Below are 24234 nucleotides of genomic sequence, written 5' to 3'. Positions count from 1 at the left end.
TAATCTATATAAAATTAATTATATCTATTTTTTCCAAAATGAAACACTAATATTAATGTATTTAATAATAATATTGATACCAATTCTACTATATAAATATAAGAACCAAATAAATTCATACCCATTTCTTTAATATCTATAGTGGTTTCAGTAATATTAAGATTACTCACATATGAAATACTATAAACTAAAGCTATCAAAAAAAATAAAAATAAAACGCTAATTTTTCTCCAACTATTAGAATTTAAAAAAATCATTTCTGTTTTTTCTATATATTTACCAAGATTCAACAACATTATTACAAATATAAACAATACCATTATAGCTCCAGCATAAATAATAATTTCTAATACAGCAGGAAAAATATCACCTAATAAAAAAAATATACCTGATATAAATAATAAAGATACTATAAGATAAATTAATGCATATACTGGATTACAAGTAAAAATCGATAATATTGTAAAAAATGTAACCAATGTTCCTAAAGCATAAAAAATAAATTCCATAGAATTTCCTTAAGGTAACAATGTTTTTACATCGATAGGTTTATTTTCATATTTTAAATCACCACATTTTTTTCCAGAAATAGTAACACCTGTAAATTTATAAAAATCATAATCTGTATATTTTCCTGGACCTGAAATTAATAAATCATCCTTTTCATATACTAAATCTTGTCTTTTAAATTCTCCTAATTCAAAATCAGGAATAAGCTGTATTGCTGCAGTAGGACAAGCTTCTTCACATAATCCACAAAAAATACATCTTGAAAAATTAATACGAAAAAATTTAGGATACCAACGTTTATCTTTAAGATTAGTTTTCTCCATAGAAATACAACTAACGGGACAAACAGCAGAACATAAATTACAAGCTACACATCGCTCTTCACCATTCAAATTACGAGTTAATACAACTCTTCCACGATATCTATTAGAAAGCTTTACTCGTTCTTCAGGATACTGTTTAGTTTCTCTTTTATAAAAAGCACGCATACCAATGATAAATATACTTCGTATTTGACTAATCAAACCAAAAAAAATATTTTTTAAAATCATATACTCAAAAATATCCTATTATAATTAAAATAATAATATAATAAAACCAGTAATTAATAAATTTAACAATGTTATCGGTAAGCATATTGTCCAACCAAATAACATTACTTTATCGTATCTGGGTCTAGGCAAAGAAGCTCTAATTAAAATAAATATCAAAATAAACAAACAAGTTTTAAAAATAAACCAACAATAATCTGGTAACCATGGGCCATTCCAACCACCTAAAAACATCGTTGTAATTAAACTAGATACAGTGATAATAGAAATGTATTCACCAATAAAAAATAGTCCAAATTTCATACCAGAATATTCAATATGATAACCATCTGCTAACTCCTGTTCAGATTCTGGTTGATCAAAAGGATGTCTATGACATACTGCTAGACCTGCAATAAAAAAAGTTAAAAAACCAAAAAATTGAGGAACAATATTCCATAAATAACGTTGTTTATTTACTATATCTAATAAATTAAAAGATCCGCATTGTGCTACTACACCCATTAACGACAAACCCAAAAATATTTCATAACTCAACGTTTGCGCAGCTGCTCTCATAGAGCCTAACAAAGCATATTTATTATTACTAGACCAACCTGCAAATAAAATAGAATATACTGACAACCCAGCCATCATTAAAAAGAATAAACAACCAATGTCTAAATTAATAATGATTATATTAGAACTAATAGGAATTATTCCCATAACAAATAATAATGAAGTAAACGCAATTATTGGAGAAATAATAAATATACAACGATTACTAAAATTAGGTATCCAATCTTCTTTGAATGCTATTTTAATCATATCGGCAAATATTTGTAATATTCCATGATATCCTACTCTATTTGGACCATATCTATTTTGAAATAAAGCTAACACTCTACGTTCAACTAAACTCAAAAATGCAGCAAAAAAAATTAATGTAAATAATATAAAAAAAGATTGTAGAATAGATGGGATTATTTCTTTTACACTACTGGAAATAAAATTCATTTTTTTATCTCCTGTATTTTTTTTATTTCTTGACCAAAAAGAATAAACGGAAAACCAGATACTCCTAATGGTAAACCAATCTGTCCAGACTTTAATTTTTTTGAAATACGTATTTTAACTTGAAAATATTCATCTAAACAAAAAAAACTAACTAATGAATTATTTTTTAAGCAATTTTTTTGGGCATCTGAAATACTAAAATAAGCCCAAAAAATAGGTATTTTTTTACTTAAAACAGGAGTTCTTTGAGTTATTTCTTCTGATCCAAATAAAAAATAATAAGGAACAACATAACAATTATTTATAATTTTAGAAGAATTAGATAAATATTGAAACCAATTAATATTATTTTTTTTATATCCTTTTAATACTAAAACCCCTGAATCACCACATAATAAACTCTGATTAATAGTTTTTTGAACTTTATTCCATGCTTGTGGAGAATTCCACCCTGGCCTCCATGCAAAAGGTATGTAAGAAGAAAATCTATATGCCTGTTGATTACCTTCCATAGAAAAAGAAAACATTGAATCAATATCTTGAGGTTGTCTTATTTCATGTACACTAATATTAGAGCGCAATGCAGTTCTTCCACTAGCTCTATGTGAAGAACGTGCTATTTTACTACCATAAATGCGAAAAGATGCATTTGGTAAATTATTTTTTAAACACTTAAAATCATGAATATCATCAATAATTGAATTCATAACATCATCTACATTGTTCCACAACATACCACTCTTTCCCATACGCTGAGCTATATAACTTAACCACTTCCAACTATCTAATTTACCTATTTGATTATCAAAAAACTTTGGATCATAAACTTTAAAAAATTTCTGCGCCCGAGTTTCATAATTTAATATTGTTCCAGAACTTTCAAAAAAATTAGCAGCAGAAAGAACTAACGTACCATGTTTCATAGTATTGTTATTAAAATAATCAATAACAATTATATATTTTATACAATTAAAAACTGATTCTAATTGAGACTTTAAATACATTCTATACAAATCATTTTCCATTACTATCATAGTATCATATTTTTTTTTGTGAATATTTACTAATACTTTATCTAAAGAAATACCTCCAATTAAACCTAATCCAATACTATTACTACTAGAAGTTAATAATATAAGGCCTACATCACGATTTAATTTTTTTAATGCTAAAGAAATATTAAAAGCAGCTTGTATTAAATTCACATTTCTTGAATGCGATCCTGATATAATTAATGGTTTTTTACTAGATAATAATTTTTTTACTAAAAACAATTTGTTATGTACAATAGTTTCATCAATACATACAGATGGAGGGCTAGATTTATCTATCTCATTAGCAATTGAATACGCTAAAATGACTTGATCATCAACTGATCCTGTATAATTCCATGTTGAAATATCATCTAAATTAGTTACATCAATATTAGTGATAAATAAATAATTTTTTTTATCTTGAGATATATTTATACATGCTTGATTATGCCATATTGGTACATTTTTTTGTTCCGCTAATTGCAAACGTTTAGATTTAACAGCTTGTCTAACAGATAAAGCCATCCTAGGAGCTACTTGAGTTAAATCTTCTCCTAAAATCACAATCACATCATAATTTTCTATTTCTCTTAATGTAGGAGTATAAATTCCACCATTTTTTAAAATGTTAATAATTAAATTAATACAATCCTGTTCTTCAAATAATAAACCTGAAGAAAAGTTTTCTTCACCAACTATTTTTTTTAATGCAAAATTACTCTCAATACTAGCCCTGTTAGAACCAATTCCAAGAATAGAATTAGATTTATTTAGTATATTTGCTGCAGTTTCAATCGCTTGTTCATCATTTAAGATGATTTTATCATTTAATATCTTATGATATGATTTTATAGGACGATCATTAATATTACTATATCCATATCCAAAACGACCTAAATCACAAATTAAATAATGATTAATTAATCCGTGATACCTATTTTCTATTTTACATATCTTACCATAACGTTCACCTACGCTAATATTACAACCTATACTACAATAATTACAAATACTAGGAGCATATTGCATATCCCATTTTCTATGATAATGTTCAGAACTTGTCTTATCAGTAAAAACTCCTGTAGGACATATTTCTACTAAATTTCCAGAATGTTCATTCTCTAATATACCATCAGAAATTCTACCAAAATAAATATTATTACTAATACCAAATACTCCTAAATCAGTTCCACCAGCGTAATCTTGATAATACCTAGTACATCTATAACATCCTATACAACGATTCATTTCATGAGATATAAACGGACCTAAATATTGATTATTATGGGTTCTCTTATTAAAATTATAACGACGTATATTATGTCCAGTCATTACAGTCATATCTTGCAAATGACAATTACCTCCTTCTTCACATACAGGACAATCATGTGGATGATTAGTCATTAAAAGTTCTATTATAAATTTACGAAATGCTATCGACTCTTCGTCCTTAATTGAAATTATTGTTCCATGTTTAGCAGGAGTCATACAGGACATAACTATCTGTCCTTGATTTAATTCCATAGAATCATATTTTTTTACTGCACATTGACGACAAAAACCCACACTTCCTAAAATTGGATGCCAACAAAAATAAGGAATATCAATACCCGCTGATAAACATGCATGTAGTAAATTATTTGATTCATCTACATTATACTGCTTACCATCTACATAAATTTCAGCCATAAATCATCCAACTTAAAAATTAAAAAAATATCGAAATTATATCCAAGATATCATAATGCTAATTTACATGTTAAATATATTGGAATCTAAAAAAATAGCTTTTCAGATTGAATATAAGTTAATAATTTAAATTTATAGAAATAAACTAACTAAAATATATATTTTACATAACATTATCTCTATAATTTATTTTTTAATAAACCTGCTTCAAAATCTGATCGAAAATATTTAATAGCACTTTTTATCGGTGCTACAGCACCAGGAGCATGAGCGCAAAAAGTGCGACCAGTATTTAATTGATTACATAATTCTTCTAACAATGTAATATAATTTTCATGTCCTCTTTTCTTTTCAAGCATTTTTAAAATTTTAACTGTCCATGGCAAACCATCTCGACATGGAGTACATAAACCACAAGATTCTCTTGAAAAAAATTTTTCTAAATTTAACACAATGGATACCATACTGAAAGTATTATCAATAGCCATAGCTAACCCTGTACCTAATCTACTACCTACGTTACTAATACTAGAAAATTCCATTGTAACATTCAAATGTTCTGGAGTAAGAAATCCTGTACCAGCCCCTCCTGGTAACCATGCTTTTAATGTTAAACCTTTTTTCATTCCTTGAGCATAATTATGTAATAATTCATTAGCCGTTATACCAAATGGCAATTCCCATAGACCAGGACATTTAACTCTGCCAGAAAAACCCATTAATTTAGTTCCAGTATCATTACTTTTAGATAAATTTTTATACCAATTTACTCCATTCAAAATAATGGAAGGAATATTGGATAACGTTTCTACATTATTAACACAAGTCGGTTTTCCCCATAAACCAACCATAGCAGGAAACGGCGGTTTATATCTTGGATTTGCTCTTTTTCCTTCTAACGAATTTATTAATGCTGTTTCTTCTCCACAGATATAACGACCTGCTCCACTATGTATAACTATATCTAAAGTAAATTTACTTCCAAAAATATTTTTACCTAAAAAACCTAATTCTTTCGCTTCAGATATAGCACGATTTAAAATTTTTTCTGCTTGTACATATTCACCTCGTAAAAAAATATAAGCTCTACTTACCTGTAAAGCAAAAGAACTAATTAATAATCCTTCTATCAATTGATGAGGAATATGTTCCATTAAAAATTTATCTTTATAAGTACCTGGTTCCATTTCATCTGCATTACAAATTAAATAACGATTCACACCTTTTTCATACTGAGGCATTAAACTCCATTTATTTCCAGTTAAAAACCCAGCTCCTCCTCTTCCTTTTAATTTCGAATCTTTTACAATATTAATAACATCTATTGGATTAAAATTTTTGCATACTTTTTCTGCAGCTTTATATCCATTTTTATTACGATATTCTGTTATCCAAATAGTGTTATTATGATTATCACCTAACCACCAAGTTAAAGGATGTGTTTCAGAAGTACATAATATTTTTTTCATTTGTATGAATCTAATAAATTAGGAATTAATTTTGGAGTAACACAGAAATGCATATCATCATTAATCATCAGAACAGGACTTTGATCGCAATTACCTAGACAACAAGTAGGAAGTAAAGTAAACATACCATCTTGAGTTGTTTCTCCTGTTTTTATTGCCAATATATTTTCAAGTAACATTTGAATATCTTTATAACCATTAATAAAACATACAATACTATCACAATATCTTATAATATTTTTACCAACTGGTTGTCGAAAAATTTGATTATAAAAAGTAGCTACTGACTCTATATCTACTACAGATACTCCTAATAATTTAGATATAGCAAAAATTGCTTCATCACAAATCCAACCTCTTTCTTTTTGTACAATTTTTAAAGCTTCTATAGATACAGATCTAGAATCTTCATAATATTTTATTTGATTTTTTATTTTATTTTTTTCTAGACTATTTAATCTAAAATTAGAATTTAATAAATTAACTTTTATCATTTTTTTATACACACAATTTAACGATCAACATCTGACATAACAAAATCGATACTACCTAAATAGGCTATTAAATCTGATATTACACTACCTCGTATTACCGAAGGTATTTGTTGTAAATGAGGAAAACTAGGCGTACGAATTCTAGTACGATAACTCATTGTTTCCCCATCACTAATAATATAATAACTGTTAATACCTTTAGCAGCTTCAATCATCTGAAAACTTTCATTCGGAAGAATTACAGGACCCCAAGACATTTGTAAAAAATGAGTAATCATTGTTTCTATGTGTTTGAAAACATGTTTTTTGTTTGGAGGAGTCGCTAATGGATGATCAGATTTGATAGGTCCAGATGGCATATTTTGTAAACATTGAGTTAAAATAGACAAACTTTGTCGTACTTCTTCTACTTTCAACATAACTCTCGAATAACAATCACTAATTCCATTACCTATAGGAATTTCAAAATCAAAATTTTCATAACCTGAATATGGACGACTTTTTCTAATATCAAAAGATATACCTGTCGCTCGCAATCCTGCGCCAGTAACCCCCCAATTTATAGCATCTTGTCTAGTATAAGCAGCTACTCCTTTAGCTCTACTAATTAATATAGTATTTTTTAACGAAGCATTTAGATAAATATTAAGACGTTTCGGCATCCACTGTAAAAAATCTTTTAATAATTTATCCCATCCAATAGGTAAATCATTAGCTAATCCACCAATTCTAAACCAAGCTGGATGCATTCTAGCTCCAGTTATAAATTCTACTAGGTCATAAATTTTTTGACGATCTGTAAAAGCTAAAAATACAGGAGTCATAGCTCCAACATCTTGAATAAATGTAGAAATATACAATAAATGACTATTAATTCTAAATAATTCCGATAACATTATTCTTATAACTTCTACTCTATTAGATACTGAAATTCCTGCTAATTTTTCCACTGCTAATACATACGGCATTTCATTTATGCAACCACCTAGATACTCAATACGATCTGTATACGGAATATAAGTATGCCATGATTGCCTTTCTGCCATCTTTTCCGCACCTCGATGATGATATCCTATATCTGGTACACAATCTATAATTTCTTCTCCATCTAATTGTAATACAATACGAAATGCACCATGAGCAGAAGGATGATTAGGACCTAAATTTAAAAACATATAGTCTAAATCCTTAGTTCCTCTTTTCATTCCCCACTGTTCTGGTTTAAATGTTAAAGATTCCATTGCTAAATCTTCTTTATCCTTTGTTAAAAAGAAAGGATCAAACTCAGTAGCTCTAGATGGATAATCTTTTCTCAAGGGATATCCTATCCAATCATCGGGCATAATAATACGTCTTAAATTTGGATGATCTGTAAATACAATACCAAACATTTCCCATGTTTCTCTTTCATACCAATTAGCATTAACAAATACATTAGTTAATGTAGGAATATTTAGATCATCAAAAAACAATGCTACTTTTATCATAATGTCATCATTTCTTTCAATAGAAACAAAATGATAAAATACAGAAAAATCAGAATTTGGTATATTTTTTCGATGTAAACGATAACGTTCATCAACTCCATGTAAATCAAATAGAAAATTATATGATTTAGGAATATTATGTAAAAATTTTGCTATTTTTAATATTAAAGTACGATCGACCCATAAAACTGGTAAACCCATTTTAGTAGATTGAACAAAAAAAGATTGTTCTCCAAAAAAACATTTTAATTCTTCAATTATAGAAACACTAACAAATTGTTCTGTTGTATCCATAATACTCACTATATTTTATTTATAAAAAATATCTTCATTTAATCAAAAAAAATAAATTGATTACTTTACTACTAAATAACATTTTAATATATGTTTATTATTTTAAATAAAAACATTATATATACTATAATAACAACCGTCATACATACATGATGAATATTTAATATTCTATTATAATTTTCTTATTTATCGATAGGTAAATTTTTTACGGAAATTCTTTTTTTTTGTGTTCTTTCTTTTTCTGATTGCATATTAGCCTTATATATTCCTTGATCTCCTATTATCCAAGACAAAGGACGTCTTTCTTTTTCAATCGTTTTTTGTAATAACATTAATCCTTGAATATATGCTTCAGGTCTGGGAGGACATCCAGGAATATAAACATCTACTGGTAAAAATTTATCTACACCCTGAACTACAGAATATATATCATACATTCCTCCAGAATTAGCACAAGCACCCATAGAAATAACCCATTTTGGTTCTAACATTTGATCATATAATCTTTTAATCACCGGTGCCATTTTAATAAATGGTGTACCAGCTATAACCATAAAATCAGCTTGTCTAGGAGATGCTCTTAAGACTTCTGAACCAAACCGTGCAACATCATGCACAGCAGTAAATGAACTAACCATTTCTACATAACAACAAGATAAACCAAAATTGTAAGGCCATAATGAATTTTTTCTTCCCCAATTAACTAATTTATTTAAACATTTAACTAATTTACCCATATATATATTTGTATGTGTATATTTTAAAAAAGGATCATTTACTTTTTTAGAATTATTATCTGTATACTTTTGTTTAGTATTATCGATATTAATTGGTGTTAAACTATAATTCATCTTTTACATCCCGTATTAATGTCTAATTAAAATACTACTTTACAATATAAAAAATATTTTTTATTAATATTTTTTAATCCACTGTAACATTCCACATCGTACAACATAAAATAAACCTAATAATAATGTCAAAATAAACATTAAAACTTCAAAAAATCCAATCCATCCAATATTATAAATTCCAATTGCCCAAACATATAAATATAAAGCTTCTACATCAAAAATAACAAATAGCATCGCTATTAAATAAAATTGAATAGAAAAACGTAAATAACTATTACCTACAGAATTAATTCCAGACTCAAATGGTATATGTTTATCACAGGAAAACGATTTACCTCCGCATAAATAGCCTAATAACAACATAAAAATACTAATAAAAAATCCACCAAAAATAAATACAGCAAAAGCCCAATATTGAGCATATACATGGTTATTAATTATCATATTTATTCTCAAAACAAAATACATAATAACATTTTATATCAACTAAAAAAAAGATACCATTTTTTTGTATTTCAGAATACAAAAAATAAACTTTAACAATTTTAAACCTAAATCAAAATAGAAAAATTACATAAATAACTTTAATTAATTTGACACGTCTTAAACAAAAGTTCATTAAAATAAATAATATATTTTTATATAAACCTTGATGCTAGAGAAAGAGACCCCATACTAACTAGTATTAACAAATATAATTTTAAATGTAATTTTATTTATTCTAAATAGTAATTACGTCTACACCAAGATACTTAACTTGTAGAAATTATTCAATGGAGAAAACCTAAATGAGCAAAATTATTGGTATTGACTTGGGAACAACAAACTCTTGTGTTGCTATCATGGATGGTAACAAAGCGCGAGTATTAGAAAATTCAGAAGGTGACCGCACCACTCCTTCAGTAATTGCATATACTCAAGAAGGTGAAATTTTAGTAGGTAAACCTGCTAAACGTCAAGCTATTACAAATCCAAAAAATACATTGTTTGCAATAAAAAGATTAATAGGAAGAAAATTCAAAGATGAAGAAGTACAACGTGATATTAAAATAATGCCTTACAATATTACTAAATCAGAAAACGGTGATGCATGGTTAAATATAAAAAATAAAAAAGTTGCACCTCCCCAAATTTCTGCTGAAGTACTAAAAAAAATGAAAAAAACTGCAGAAGATTATCTAGGAGAAACTATTACAGAAGCTGTGATTACAGTACCTGCATATTTTAATGATGCACAAAGACAAGCAACTAAAGATGCAGGAAGAATTGCTGGATTAGAAGTAAAAAGAATCATCAATGAACCAACAGCAGCAGCACTCGCCTACGGTTTAGATAAACACCAAGGAAATAAAACTATCGCTGTATATGATTTAGGTGGAGGTACTTTTGATATTTCCATTATTGAAATAGATGAAGTAGATAAAGAAAAAACATTTGAAGTACTTGCTACTAATGGAGATACTCATCTAGGAGGAGAAGATTTTGATAGTAGATTAATAAACTATTTAGTTGATGAATTTAAAAAAGAACAAACTATTGATCTTAGAAATGATTCTCTAGCAATGCAACGCTTAAAAGAAGCTGCAGAAAAAGCAAAAATAGAATTATCATCTGCACAACATACAGATGTCAATTTACCTTATATTACAGCTGATTCAATGGGACCAAAACATTTAAATATCCGTGTTACTCGTTCAAAATTAGAATCTTTAGTCGAAGATTTAATTATACGATCAATTCAACCATTAAAAATAGCACTAAAAGATGCCAATTTAACAACATCAGCTATAAATGACGTTATATTAGTTGGTGGGCAAACGAGAATGCCTATGGTTCAAAATAAAGTAGCAGATTTTTTTGGAAAAGAACCTAGAAAAGATGTTAATCCTGATGAAGCTGTTGCTATGGGAGCAGCTGTACAAGGCGGTGTATTATCTGGAGACGTTAAAGATGTTTTACTACTTGATGTTACCCCATTATCTTTAGGTATTGAAACTATGGGTGGAATAATGACATCTTTAATTAGTAAAAATACCACTGTCCCAACTAAACATAGTCAAGTATTTTCAACTGCAGAAGATAATCAATCTGCAGTAACAATTCATGTATTACAAGGAGAAAGAAAAAGATCTAAAGATAATAAATCACTCGGACAATTTAATCTAGATGGTATTCAGCCTGCTCCTCGTGGAATACCACAAATAGAAGTTACCTTTGATATTGATGCAGACGGTATACTACATGTTTCTGCAAAAGATAAAAACACAGGCAAAGAACAAAAAATTGCCATTAAAGCATCGTCAGGACTCAATGAATCTGAAATAAAACAAATGATTGCAGATGCAGAAACCAATTCTGAAATAGATCGTAAATTTGAAGAATTAATTAATACAAGAAATCAAGGTGATCAAATTTCTCATAACATAAAAAAACAATTAACTGAATATAAAGACAAATTAGATGAAGAAAGTAAAAAAACAATACAAAATTCTTTAGATCATCTACATCAAGTATTAAAAAAAGATAATAAATCTGATATAGACGATGCAATACAAAAACTTTTAGAAATTTCTTCAAAATTAATTGAAAAATGTCAAAAAAATTCAACTTCTCAACCATCTAATAACAATAAAAATAGTGTAAATGAAAAAACAGATAATGTTGTAGATGCAGAATTTGAAGAAATTAAAGAACCTAAAAAATAACATCTTCTAATATCACTCTAATTACAGGATGTAAGTTCCCTAATAAATTGGCACGGGAATAAAATTAACTAAACTTAATACCCGTGCACATGTATTAAAAAATAGGAAATTAAGAATGGTAAAAAAAGATTACTACCAGGTACTTGGAATAAATAATACATCTGATGATCGTGACATTAAAAAAGCATATAAAAAATTAGCAATGAAATATCATCCTGATAGAAATCAGGGTAATAAGCATGCTGAAAAAAAATTTAAAGAAATAAAAGAAGCTTATGAAATATTAATTGATCCAAAAAAAAGAACAGCATACGATCAATATGGACATTCTGCTTTTGAACAAGGGAATACAGAAAATTCATTTAATCATAGTTTTAATAGCACAGCTGATTTTGGAGACATATTTGGTGACGTGTTTGGAGATATTTTTGGTAATGAAAAAAAACAAAGGACACGACAAGGATCAGATTTATGTTACAACATAGAATTAACATTAGAAGAAGCAGTAAAAGGTGTCGTAAAAGAATTACATATTCCAAGTTTACAAACTTGTCATATATGTAATGGAAATGGCTCTAAACCAGGTAACAAACCACAAAATTGTCCATACTGTAATGGAAAAGGACAAATACATATTAGAAAAGGATTTTTTACAGTTCAGCAAACTTGTTCTACATGTCATGGTTATGGATCTGTTATTAAACATCCTTGTAATTTATGTCAAGGCAAAGGACGTATTGAAAAATCTAAAAAATTATCAGTAAAAATCCCTCCTGGTATTGATTCTAATGATAGAATTCGATTAAATAATGAAGGCGAAGCTGGAATAAATGGTGCAAGATCAGGAGATTTATACGTTCAGATCACAGTTAAACAACATCCTATTTTTAAAAGAGAAGAAAATAATTTATATTGTGAAGTTCCTATTAATTTTGCTATGTCCGCTTTAGGTGGAGAAATTGAAGTTCCAACATTAGACGGTAAAGTTAAACTAAAAATACCAATAGAAACACAAACAGGAAAATTATTTCGTATACGTGGCAAAGGAGTACAATCTGTTCGAAATGGATATAAAGGTGACTTACTGTGTCGAGTAGTAGTCGAAACTCCTGTTAATTTAAATGAACAACAAAAAAAATTATTATATGATTTAGGAAATAGCTTAACAGGTTTTAAAGGAGAACAAAACAGCCCTAGATCAAAAAGATTTTTTGACGGAGTAAAAAGATTTTTTGAAGATTTAAGAAGATACTAAATATTAAATAGTATTGCTTGCCATATTATTGCATGGAAGCAATACTAAAAATGATTAATTACTTTAGATAATATCATTAAAATAACTAATTATAATATATATGTATTAATTTTTAAATTAATTTATTAATTTTTATCATTAAATTAGACTTATGTCTAGCAGCTTTATTTTTATGTATAAGACCTTTAGTAGCAAACCTATCTATTACAGGTAATAATCTTAAAAATGTACTCTGTGCTAATGTTTTATTATTTAATGAAATAGCTATATATACTTTTTTTATAAAATTACGCATCATAGAACGTTTTCTAACATTATTTAAACGACGTTTAATAGCACTTATAGCATCCTTCTTAGATGCTTTAATATTAGCCAACTCTTTTTTACTCCTAATAATATTGTAATTTAAAATATATTATTTTTATATAATTAAAAATTAAAACCATGATAATATAAAAACATATTAACTTATAATTATTACATAAAAATATGACAATTACAGAAATTATACTGTACTACATTAGTACATTATAACTATAAATATATCAATTATTTTTATAATATAACTTTTTCATTAAATATATAACTACTATGCTAGTAATTCGAGATATTGAAAATATTAAAAATAAATGGAAAGATTGCATCCTAACAATTGGAAACTTTGATGGAGTACATCTGGGTCACAAATTTTTATTAAATTTTATTACGAAACAAAAAATACTTTATAACAAACCAGTTGTACTTCTACTATTTGAACCACAACCATTAGAATTATTACGTCCTGATGCATCACCTCCTAGATTAACAAAATTGCGTGAAAAAATAAGACATTTATCGTTATGGAATATTGATACAATAATTTGTTTACGATTTAATAAACATTTTTCCTTACTTCACCCAAATCAATTTATCTCTGATATACTAGTCGAAAAATTAAAAGTAAAAATTTTAATTATAGGAAACGATTTTAGATTTGGTAAAAATAGAATGGGAAATGTATCTTTACTTAGAGAAAAAGGAAAAATTTATAATTTTCATGTTATTGTACCTAATACATATTGTAAAAATAACAAAAAAATCAGTAGTACAGCTATTAGAAACGCCCTATCAAAAAATAATTTTTCTTTAGCACAATCCTTACTTGGATATCCATTTAGTATTTCAGGTAAAGTAATACATGGTCGAAAAAAAGGTCGAAAAATAGGTTTTCCTACTGCTAATATATCTCTATCCCAATATATTAGTCCAGTTACAGGAGTTTTTGCAGTTAAAATACCTAAATTATTAACAAAATATATTTACGGTATTGCTAATATTGGTATAAAACCTAGTTTTTCTAATCAACTACAACAGTTAGAAGTACATTTATTCGATATAACAATTGATTTATATACACAAAATATAGAAGTTATTTTATGTAAAAAAATTAGAGATGAAAAAACTTTTTCTTCCATAGAAGAATTAAAAAAACAAATATCAAAAGATATATTAATAGTACGAAATTATTTTGCAATACATTATAAAACTTAATCATATTAATCTGAGAAAATAAATGAACGATTACAAGTCTACTTTAAATTTACCTAATACAAAATTCTCAATGAGAGGTGACTTATCTAAAAAAGAACCAAACGTCATTAAAAAATGGCAAGATGACAATCTATATCACATGATTAGAATAAAAAAAAAAGGAAAAAAAAAATTTTTATTACAAGATGGACCTCCTTATGCTAATGGTAATATCCATCTTGGTCATGCAGTTAATAAAATTTTAAAAGATATAATTATAAAATCAAAAAATATGTCTGGTTTTGATGCTCCCTATATCCCTGCATGGGATTGCCATGGATTACCAATAGAACACCAAGTTGAAAAAATTGTTGGAAAACCAGGAGAATCTATTTCTCATGAAAAATTTCGTATATTTTGCCATAAATATGCAATACAACAAATAACAAAACAAAAAAAAGATTTTATAAGATTAGGAATTATAAGCAATTGGAACGAAGCTTATTTAACTATGGATTTTAAAAACGAAGCCAATGTAATTCGATCCTTAGCTAAAATTATACAAAATGGTTATATATACAGAGATTTTAGACCAGTACACTGGTGCATTGATTGTTCTTCATCACTAGCTGAAGCAGAAGTAGAATATTTTAATAAAACATCCCCTTCAATCATTGTCATGTTAGAAGCAATAAATTTACATGCTATAAAAGATATATTTAATACAAATTTAAAATTAATCACATCTAATATACTGATTTGGACTACTACACCTTGGAGTTTACCTGCTTGCCGTGCCGTTACATTACATCCAGATATTGAATACCAATTAGTGCAAATAAAAAATAATACCCTTATTATAGCTAAAAATTTAATATCAATCACTATGGAAAAAATAAATATATATGAATGGAAAATAATTGGAACAACACTAGGATATCAGTTAGAAAATTTAGAATTTATTCATCCTTTTTTAAATTTTAAAATACCTATTATACTAGCAAAACACGTGACTTCAGATATAGGGACTGGTGCTGTACATACTGCCCCAGATTACGGATATGATGATTACCAAGTATCTAAAAAATATAACATACAATTAACTCATCTCATTAACAACCAAGGATATTTCAAAAATAATGTACATGAACAATTAAATAACTTAAATATATTTAAATCCAATAATATTTTAATTAAAATATTAGAAAATAATAAAAAATTATTACATAATAGCACAATATCACACAGTTACCCTCATTGTTGGAGACATAAAACACCTCTTATTTACAGAGCAACTCCTCAATGGTTTATCAATATTAACTTTAAAAACTTACGTCACCACTCTATACAAAAAATACAACAAGTACATTGGCTACCTGCCTGGGGTAAAAATAAAATGGAATCAATGATATCTCACCGTCCAGATTGGTGTATATCAAGACAAAGAACATGGGGTGTACCAATTACAATATTTATACATAAAGATACAGGTGAATTACATCCTAAAACTTTATTACTTATAGAAAAAATCGCAAAAAAAATAGAAAATCATGGAATTCAAATATGGTGGAATTTAAAATTAGAAGATTTGATTAAAGAAGTAAATACAGAACAATATATTAAAATTAACGATGTACTAGATGTATGGTTCGAATCTGGAGCTATTCAAATAGTAAAAATGTATAATGATAAAAATAAAAAAAATAATCCGGCAAACTTATATTTAGAAGGTTCAGATCAATATCGTGGATGGTTTATGTCTGCGTTAATTGTATCTATGGCTACTTATAATCAATCTCCTTATGAAGAAATAGTAACACACGGATTTACTGTCGACAAAAATGGACGAAAAATGTCTAAATCAATAGGTAACACTATCAGTCCAAATACTATTATAAAAACTTTAGGAGCAGATATCTTACGATTATGGGTAGCTTCCTCAGATTATTCTAAAGATATGTTAATTTCTGATGAAATACTGAAACAGTCATCAGAAAACTATAGAAAAATTAGAAACACAATTCGATTTATTATTGCGAATATTCATGATTTTAATCCAAATACAGATTTTATTAAATTTGATGATATGATCCATTTAGATCAATGGGCTATATCAAAAACACACAAAACTCAATTAAAAATTATAAATTTATATAAAAAATATAAATTTCACGAAATTATAAAAATTTTAATATATTTCTGTTCCATAGAAATGAGCGCTTTCTATTTAAATATTCTTAAAGATCGTTTATACACTACAAAAAAAAATGGATATGCTAGAAAAAGTTCCCAAACAGCTTTATACCTTATATTACAAGCATTCGTAAGATGGATTGCACCTATCTTGTCATTTACTGCAGATGAAATTTGGAATTATTTACCAGGAAAACGTGAAAAATATGTTTTTACTGAAGAATGGTTTAATGGTTTACAAAATTTACATCATACAACAAAAATAAATGATACATTATGGTCTGAATTAATTGCAATTAAAAACGAAGTAAATCTAATATTAGAGCAATCTAGAATTAACCAAATTATTGGAACTTCCTTGGAAACATCAATTATATTATATGTTGATAAAAATCTTTTTCAAAAACTTAGTACACTAGGTCACGAATTAAAATTCATGTTACTAACTTCAGAAAGTACAATTAAAGATTATATGTTAGCGCCATATAATGCTATAAAAAGTAAACATATTAAAAATTTTAAAATTTTATTAAAAAAACATACAGGAAAAAAATGTCATCGTTGCTGGCATTATTTTAATAATTTTTCTGAACATGGTCAATATCCTCATTTATGTAATAGATGTGTTACTAATATATTTGGTTATGGTGAAAAACGTGAATTTATATAATAAAAAAATACTTTCTCCAAAAAAAACATATTATTTAGTAATATTTTTCATTATTATTCTATGTGATTACATTAGTAAAAAATTAATTATAAAAAATCTTGTGGAGTATGAATTTAAAAAAATTATTCCAATGTTAAACATTATTCACCTTCATAATTATGGAGGTGCATTTAATGTTTTGTCTAATCGAAACATTTGGACATTTTTGTATTTTATATTTACTAATATATTAATTATATTAATATTACTATACAAAACATATATATCTATAAAAAACAATAATAAAAATTATATTTCATACCTATTTATTATAAGTGGTTCTTTTAGTAATTTAATAGATCGCATAAATCATGGTTTTATAATTGATTTTATTGATTTATATATAAAAAATTATCATTTTGCTACTTTTAATATTGCAGATGTTAGTATTATTACAGGAATTATATTATTTATAAAAACACTAATTTAATAATAAACTTATTTAAATATAATATCATCTAAAAAAATAATAATAATATACTATTAAAATTAAATTATTTCCAAATTTTAAATATATTTATAAAAATAAAAAAATAAAAATATTTTACTTTAAAATATTCATAATTAATTAATAATTAATTATAATATAAAAATCACGTTCTATATATAATTGATAATAAAAAATATTTTATACATTTAAGAAATAAACATCATAATTCATGTTAGGTATCATCATATTATATATCTAAAATAATTACATCTCTATTTAATACTATATTAACTAAAATAATGTTAATTGGTTAAAAAAATACATAACAACATCTAATAAATACAAAAATATATATGTATAGTACAATACAATACTACGTTCTAATTATATAATTACATAATATAATTTATTAATATATATCGATTAAATGACATACAGTTTAATATATACATAATCAAATTATATTACAAAACTAACTATTATGTACAAACTATTCAGATACAATATTCATATCAAATATATTCATTATTTTCATAATAAAAACAAAATTTAAAATAATAAAAATAAATATTTATTATTATTATTTTAAAAATAATATTTTATTATTTTATAACAAAATATTTTATATTAATTTCATATAAATATATATTTCTAATTAGATACATACATCTAATAAAAAATATATCTATTAATTAATATTCTATATACTGAAAATCATACAATATGTTATTGTAGATTAATGATAATATTTAAATTAAATTATTTATTTTATTACAAATCAAAAATAATATAACACTAATAAAATTGGATACAATATGCAAAAAAATAAATTAAAAATAGCTATCTCTGGAGCTCTAGGTAGAATGGGTAAAATATTAATCCAAGAAATAATACAACATACTGATGTATATTTAACTGCTGCAATAATCAGAAAGAATGATCTGTTTATTAAAAAAGATATTGGAACAGTATTAAATATAAATCCAATTGGAATTAATATTAACCATTCTATACAAAATGAAATCAATAATTTTGATATTCTTATTGACTTTAGTACTGTTAAAAATACTATAAACAATTTAAAAATATGTCAAAAACATAATAAAAATATGGTCATTGGTACAACTGGTTTTAATGAAATTGAAAAAAAAATAATAAAATTAGCCAGCAAAAATATAGGTATTGTATATAGTGAAAACTTTAGTATCGGAATTAACCTAATTTTAAAATTGTTAGAACAAACTACCAATACTCTTAGTCATGACTCTGATATAGAAATTATAGATGTACATCACAAAGATAAAATAGATGCTCCATCTGGCACAGCTTTATTATTAGGTCAAAAAATAGCACAAACTATGAATGTAAATTTAGAAGAATATTCTATATATCGTAAAAAAGGATGTATAGGAAAAAGAGAAAAACAAAAAATAGGATTTTCTATTGTCAGAGCAGGAGACGTCGTTGGTGAACATACAATAATATTTGCTAAATTAGGAGAACGTGTTGAAATTAGTCATAAAATTAGTAATAGAACTCCATTTGCCAAAGGAGCAATAAATGCAGCAATATGGTTAAATACAGATAAAAAAGGGTTATTTACAATGCAAGACGTACTAAATTTTTAATATAAAAACTTATAATATTAATGGAGAATAACTTGAGCAAATTAGCAATATTAGTTTTAGCAGATGGAACCATATTTCACGGTCAATCCATTGGTGTTAAAGGTTCTACCGTAGGAGAAGTAGTATTTAATACTTCAATGACTGGTTACCAAGAAATTTTAACTGATCCATCATATGCTCATCAAATAATTACTCTTACTTATCCTCATATTGGAAATGTCGGCACCAACAATTTTGATAACGAATCAAATAAAATTCATGCTCACGGATTAATAATTAAAGATATGTCAATAATTCCAAGTAATTACAGATGTACTCAAAAATTATCTGATTACTTAAAAAAAAACAATGTAATTGCAATTTCTAATATTGATACAAGAAAACTAACACGTATATTACGTATTAAAGGATCTCAGAATGGATGTATTTTAGCTACTGATAAAATAGATGTAGAAATAGCTAACAAAAAAAACAAATTATTTGCAGGATTAGATGGAATGGACTTGGCACAATTAGTATCAACTAAAAAATCTTATACTTGGAATTATCAAATAGACCCTAATAAAAAAAGAAAATTCTTATATAACGTAGTAGCGTATGATTTTGGTATAAAAAGAAGTATATTAAATATTTTAAATAAAAAAAATTGTTTTCTGACTATTGTACCCGCTAAAACTACTGCTAATGAAGTATTAAAATTATCTCCAGATGGAATTTTTTTATCAAATGGACCAGGAGATCCAAGAACATGTTATTATGCTATTTCCGCTATAAAAACTTTTTTACAACATAATATACCTATGTTTGGAATTTGTTTAGGATATCAATTACTAGCATTAGCAATCGGTTCAAAAATAATAAAAATGAAATTTGGACATCATGGAGCAAATCATCCTGTCAAAGACATTAAAAAAAATAAAGTAATCATTACTACTCAAAATCATAATTTTGCTGTTGATCATTTAACTTTGCCGAAAAGTGCAAATATTACCCATATCTCCCTCTTTGATAATACTTTACAAGGATTACATCATAAAAATAAATTAGCTTTTGGTTTTCAAGGTCATCCTGAATCTAATCCTGGGCCACATGATGCAATATATTTATTTGATCACTTCATACATTTAATGAAAAATAACATGAACAAAAAAAATATTACAGGAAAACAATCATAATGCCAAAACAAAAAGAAATACAATCTGTATTAGTTCTAGGAGCGGGTCCTATTATCATTGGACAAGCTTGCGAATTTGATTATTCTGGTGTTCAAGCCTGTAAAGCTCTAAAAGAAGAAGGATTAAGAATTATTTTAGTTAATTCGAATCCAGCAACAATTATGACTGATCCAAACATGGCTGATGTTACGTATATTGAACCAATTCATTGGAAAATTATTAAAAAAATTATAGAAAAAGAAAAACCTGATGCATTATTACCAACAATGGGAGGGCAAACTGCCTTAAATTGCGCCTTAGAATTAGATAAAAAAGGAATTTTATTAAAATTTAACATAAAAATGATAGGTGCTACTGTTACCTCAATTAAAAAAGCAGAAAATCGTGCTTTATTTGAAAAATCAATGAAAAAAATTAATTTAGAAACTGCTCGATCAGAAGTTGCTCATAATATAGAAGAAGCATTTAAAATATCAAAAAAAATTGGATTTCCATGTATTATTCGTCCTTCTTTTACCATGGGAGGTAGTGGAGGAGGTATTGCCTATAATCACGAAGAATTTAAAGAAATATGTATGCAAGGTTTTGAATCGTCTCCTATTCAAGAATTACTAATTGATGAATCGTTAATTGGATGGAAAGAATATGAAATGGAAGTTATGAGAGATAAAAACGATAACTGTATCATTGTCTGTTCCATTGAAAATATAGACCCTATGGGGATACATACAGGAGATTCAATTACTGTTGCTCCTGCTCAGACTTTAACTGACAAAGAATATCAAAAAATGAGAAATGCATCGATTAAAATTTTACAGGAAATTGGTGTAGAATCCGGAGGTTCAAACGTACAATTTGCAATTAATCCAAAAAACGGCAGAATGATTATTGTAGAAATGAATCCAAGAGTATCACGTTCATCTGCATTAGCTTCTAAAGCTACTGGCTTTCCTATAGCAAAAATCGCAGCAAAATTGTCCATCGGTTACACTCTAGATGAATTAAAAAATGATATTACTGGAATTAATACTCCTGCATCTTTTGAACCTAGCATAGATTATGTAGTAACCAAAATTCCTCGATTTAATTTTGAAAAATTTGAAGGATGTAACGATAGATTAACAACTCAAATGAAATCTGTTGGCGAAGTCATGGCAATTGGTCGCACATTTCAGGAATCAATACAGAAAGCTATTAGAAGTTTAGAAATTGGATCTTATGGATTTGAAACAAAAATAACTATTCATGATGATCCTCAGTTATTTTCAAAAATCAGATATGAATTAAAATGTGCTGGAGCTGAAAGAATTTGGTATATTGCAGATGCATTTCGTATAAATATGTCTTTAAATGATATTTTTGAATTAACATTAATTGATACATGGTTTTTAATTCAAATTAAAGAACTAGTAAATATAGAAAAAAAAATAATACTTTATGGTTTAATAGGATTAAATTATCCATTCTTTAGAATGTTAAAACAAAAAGGATTTTCAGATATACGTATAGCTAATTTACTACACGTAGATGAAAAAAAAATAAGAGATACACGACATAAATTAAATCTCTATCCAGTATATAAAAGAATAGATACCTGTGCTGCAGAATTTTCTACTGATACTGCTTATTTATATTCAACATGGGAAGATGAATGCGAATCAAACCCTAATAAAAACAACAATAAAATTATTATTCTAGGAGGAGGACCTAATCGCATAGGACAAGGTATTGAATTCGATTATTGCTGTGTACATGCAGCGTTAGCTTTAAGAGATGATGGATTTGAAACAATTATGATTAATTGCAATCCAGAAACAGTTTCTACAGATTATGATTTGTCTGACCGATTATATTTTGAACCTTTAACATTGGAAAATATTTTAGAAATAACACGTATAGAAAAACCTATGGGAATAATTATACAATATGGAGGACAAACTCCATTAAAACTAGCTGATCAATTTCAAAAAGAAGGATTACCAATAATTGGAACTACTCCTGACTCAATTGATAAAGCAGAAGATAGAAATAGATTCCAAAAAATTATATCAAAATTAGGTCTTAAACAACCAATAAATGCTACAGTAACAACTCTAGAACAAGCAAAAATAAAAGCTACAGAAATAAAATTTCCAATTATAATTAGACCTTCTTATGTATTAGGTGGTCGATCCATGAAAGTAGTATATAATATAAATGAACTAGAAAAACACTTTTTGGATACATTTCAAACAAATAATATATCACCAATTTTTCTTGATCATTATTTAGACAACGCAATAGAAATAGACGTTGATGCTATTAGTGATGGAAAAAATGTATTAATCGGTGGAATTATGGAACATATAGAACAAGCTGGTATTCATTCAGGAGATTCTGCCTGTTCTCTTCCGACATATACATTGTCTAATAATGTTAAAAACATTATTAGAAAACAAGTAAAACAAATAGCAATAGAATTATCAGTTAAAGGTCTAATGAACATACAATTTGCTATTAAAGATAAAAATATATATATTATTGAAGTTAATCCAAGAGCTTCAAGAAGTGTACCTTTTATTTCTAAAGCAACTGGTATAGAGCTAGCCAAAATTGCAGCACGTGTCATGTGCGGAAAAACATTAAATCAACAAGGATATACACAAGAAATTATTCCACCATATTATTCTATAAAAGAAGTAGTATTACCTTTTAACAAATTTCAAGGAGTCAATCCTATACTAGGCCCAGAAATGCGTTCAACAGGTGAAGTTATGGGTATAGGCAGAAATTTTTCAGAAGCATTTTCTAAAGCAATGTTAGGAGCTCAAATTAATATTAAAACATCAGGACGTGTATTACTATCTGTTAAGGAACGAGATCATAAAAATATTATTATATTAGCTATTAAACTCAAAAATATGGGTTTTAAATTAGACGCCACCTTAAATACTGCTAAAATTTTAAAAAAAGTAGGAATCAATACAAGATTAGTCAACTCAATACATGATGAAGGTCGTCCTAATATTCAAGATCGTCTAAAAAATAAAGAATATAACTACATAATAAATACTACTGACACTAATAAATCTATGGATGAATCTCAACTAATTTTCAGTAATGCTTTACATTATAAAGTACATTATGATACTACATTAAATGGAGCTTTTGCTACCGTTATGGCCTTATCTGAAAACCCAACGAAAACAATATTATCTTTACAAGATAGACATAAAACAATCAAAAAAAATAATATATAATTTTTAAGTACAA

At 26.6% G+C, this 24234-nt stretch carries 18 protein-coding genes; 8 read left to right on the top strand and 10 right to left on the bottom strand.

Annotation, left to right across the window (positions count from 1 at the left end; all coding sequences use genetic code 11):
* Positions 1-14: 14 nt before the first annotated feature.
* The 9 genes from nuoJ to ndhC form a co-directional block, all read right to left on the bottom strand.
* Positions 15-509: an NADH-quinone oxidoreductase subunit J gene (gene nuoJ / locus RJX12_RS00685; protein ID WP_343192294.1), complete on the bottom strand. Its 495-nt coding sequence runs from the start codon at positions 507-509 to the stop codon at positions 15-17.
* Positions 510-518: 9 nt separating this feature from the next.
* On the bottom strand, positions 519-1061 hold the full coding sequence (gene nuoI, locus RJX12_RS00680; protein ID WP_343192293.1) for an NADH-quinone oxidoreductase subunit NuoI: 543 nt from the start codon (positions 1059-1061) through the stop codon (positions 519-521).
* A 24-nt stretch (positions 1062-1085) separates the two neighbouring features.
* Positions 1086-2057, bottom strand: a complete 972-nt coding sequence (nuoH, locus tag RJX12_RS00675; RefSeq protein WP_343192292.1) for an NADH-quinone oxidoreductase subunit NuoH — start codon at positions 2055-2057, stop codon at positions 1086-1088.
* On the bottom strand, positions 2054-4780 hold the full coding sequence (gene nuoG / locus RJX12_RS00670) for an NADH-quinone oxidoreductase subunit NuoG (protein ID WP_343192291.1): 2727 nt from the start codon (positions 4778-4780) through the stop codon (positions 2054-2056). The genes nuoH and nuoG overlap by 4 nt, the downstream gene beginning before the upstream one ends.
* A gap of 179 nt (positions 4781-4959) precedes the next feature.
* Positions 4960-6249 carry an NADH-quinone oxidoreductase subunit NuoF gene (gene nuoF / locus RJX12_RS00665; RefSeq protein ID WP_343192290.1) on the bottom strand — a complete coding sequence of 430 codons (1290 nt, stop codon included), beginning with the start codon at positions 6247-6249 and terminating at the stop codon, positions 4960-4962.
* Entirely contained in the window at positions 6246-6743 is a 498-nt protein-coding gene (gene nuoE / locus RJX12_RS00660; RefSeq protein ID WP_343192289.1) for an NADH-quinone oxidoreductase subunit NuoE, read from the bottom strand. The genes nuoF and nuoE overlap by 4 nt, the downstream gene beginning before the upstream one ends.
* A 17-nt stretch (positions 6744-6760) precedes the next feature.
* Positions 6761-8524 carry an NADH-quinone oxidoreductase subunit C/D gene (gene nuoC / locus RJX12_RS00655; protein WP_343192288.1) on the bottom strand — a complete coding sequence of 588 codons (1764 nt, stop codon included), beginning with the start codon at positions 8522-8524 and terminating at the stop codon, positions 6761-6763.
* Between the two features lie 182 nt (positions 8525-8706).
* Entirely contained in the window at positions 8707-9375 is a 669-nt protein-coding gene (locus tag RJX12_RS00650; protein WP_343192287.1) for an NADH-quinone oxidoreductase subunit B, read from the bottom strand.
* A gap of 63 nt (positions 9376-9438) precedes the next feature.
* Positions 9439-9822, bottom strand: coding sequence for an NADH-quinone oxidoreductase subunit A (gene ndhC / locus RJX12_RS00645; RefSeq protein WP_343192286.1), 384 nt, complete (start codon positions 9820-9822; stop codon positions 9439-9441).
* 344 nt (positions 9823-10166) lie between these two features.
* On the opposite strand from ndhC, the gene dnaK reads away from it, so the two are divergent.
* Both dnaK and dnaJ read left to right on the top strand, forming a co-directional pair.
* Positions 10167-12083, top strand: coding sequence for a molecular chaperone DnaK (dnaK, locus tag RJX12_RS00640; RefSeq protein ID WP_343192285.1), 1917 nt, complete (start codon positions 10167-10169; stop codon positions 12081-12083).
* A 115-nt stretch (positions 12084-12198) separates the two neighbouring features.
* Complete coding sequence (dnaJ, locus tag RJX12_RS00635) at positions 12199-13338, top strand: molecular chaperone DnaJ (protein ID WP_343192284.1); 1140 nt, start codon at positions 12199-12201, stop codon at positions 13336-13338.
* A 112-nt stretch (positions 13339-13450) separates the two neighbouring features.
* Here the strand turns inward: dnaJ and rpsT are convergent, their stop codons facing one another.
* Positions 13451-13714, bottom strand: coding sequence for a 30S ribosomal protein S20 (rpsT, locus tag RJX12_RS00630; protein WP_343192283.1), 264 nt, complete (start codon positions 13712-13714; stop codon positions 13451-13453).
* Between the two features lie 215 nt (positions 13715-13929).
* On the opposite strand from rpsT, the gene ribF reads away from it, so the two are divergent.
* The 6 genes from ribF (at position 13930) to carB (ending at position 24221) form a co-directional block, all read left to right on the top strand.
* Positions 13930-14868: a bifunctional riboflavin kinase/FAD synthetase gene (ribF, locus tag RJX12_RS00625; protein ID WP_343192282.1), complete on the top strand. Its 939-nt coding sequence runs from the start codon at positions 13930-13932 to the stop codon at positions 14866-14868.
* A gap of 22 nt (positions 14869-14890) precedes the next feature.
* On the top strand, positions 14891-17710 hold the full coding sequence (gene ileS / locus RJX12_RS00620) for an isoleucine--tRNA ligase (RefSeq protein ID WP_343192281.1): 2820 nt from the start codon (positions 14891-14893) through the stop codon (positions 17708-17710).
* Positions 17697-18179 (top strand): signal peptidase II, encoded by a 483-nt coding sequence (gene lspA, locus RJX12_RS00615; protein ID WP_343192280.1) that lies wholly within the window; start codon positions 17697-17699, stop codon positions 18177-18179. The genes ileS and lspA overlap by 14 nt, the downstream gene beginning before the upstream one ends.
* 815 nt (positions 18180-18994) lie before the next feature.
* Positions 18995-19807 (top strand): 4-hydroxy-tetrahydrodipicolinate reductase, encoded by an 813-nt coding sequence (gene dapB, locus RJX12_RS00610; protein ID WP_343192279.1) that lies wholly within the window; start codon positions 18995-18997, stop codon positions 19805-19807.
* Positions 19808-19827: 20 nt separating this feature from the next.
* The gene (gene carA, locus RJX12_RS00605; protein WP_343192278.1) at positions 19828-20982 is read left to right on the top strand and encodes a glutamine-hydrolyzing carbamoyl-phosphate synthase small subunit; all 1155 of its coding nucleotides are present in this window, start codon (positions 19828-19830) and stop codon (positions 20980-20982) included.
* Positions 20982-24221, top strand: a complete 3240-nt coding sequence (carB, locus tag RJX12_RS00600) for a carbamoyl-phosphate synthase large subunit (protein WP_343192277.1) — start codon at positions 20982-20984, stop codon at positions 24219-24221. The genes carA and carB overlap by 1 nt, the downstream gene beginning before the upstream one ends.
* Positions 24222-24234 lie beyond the last annotated feature (13 nt).

The organism is Buchnera aphidicola (Formosaphis micheliae), from assembly GCF_039403185.1.
In the GTDB taxonomy this organism is placed as follows: Bacteria; Pseudomonadota; Gammaproteobacteria; order Enterobacterales; family Enterobacteriaceae; genus Buchnera_C; species Buchnera_C aphidicola_B.
Note: the sequence above shows the minus strand (reverse complement) of the source record. Positions and strands in the feature narration are given on the sequence as shown.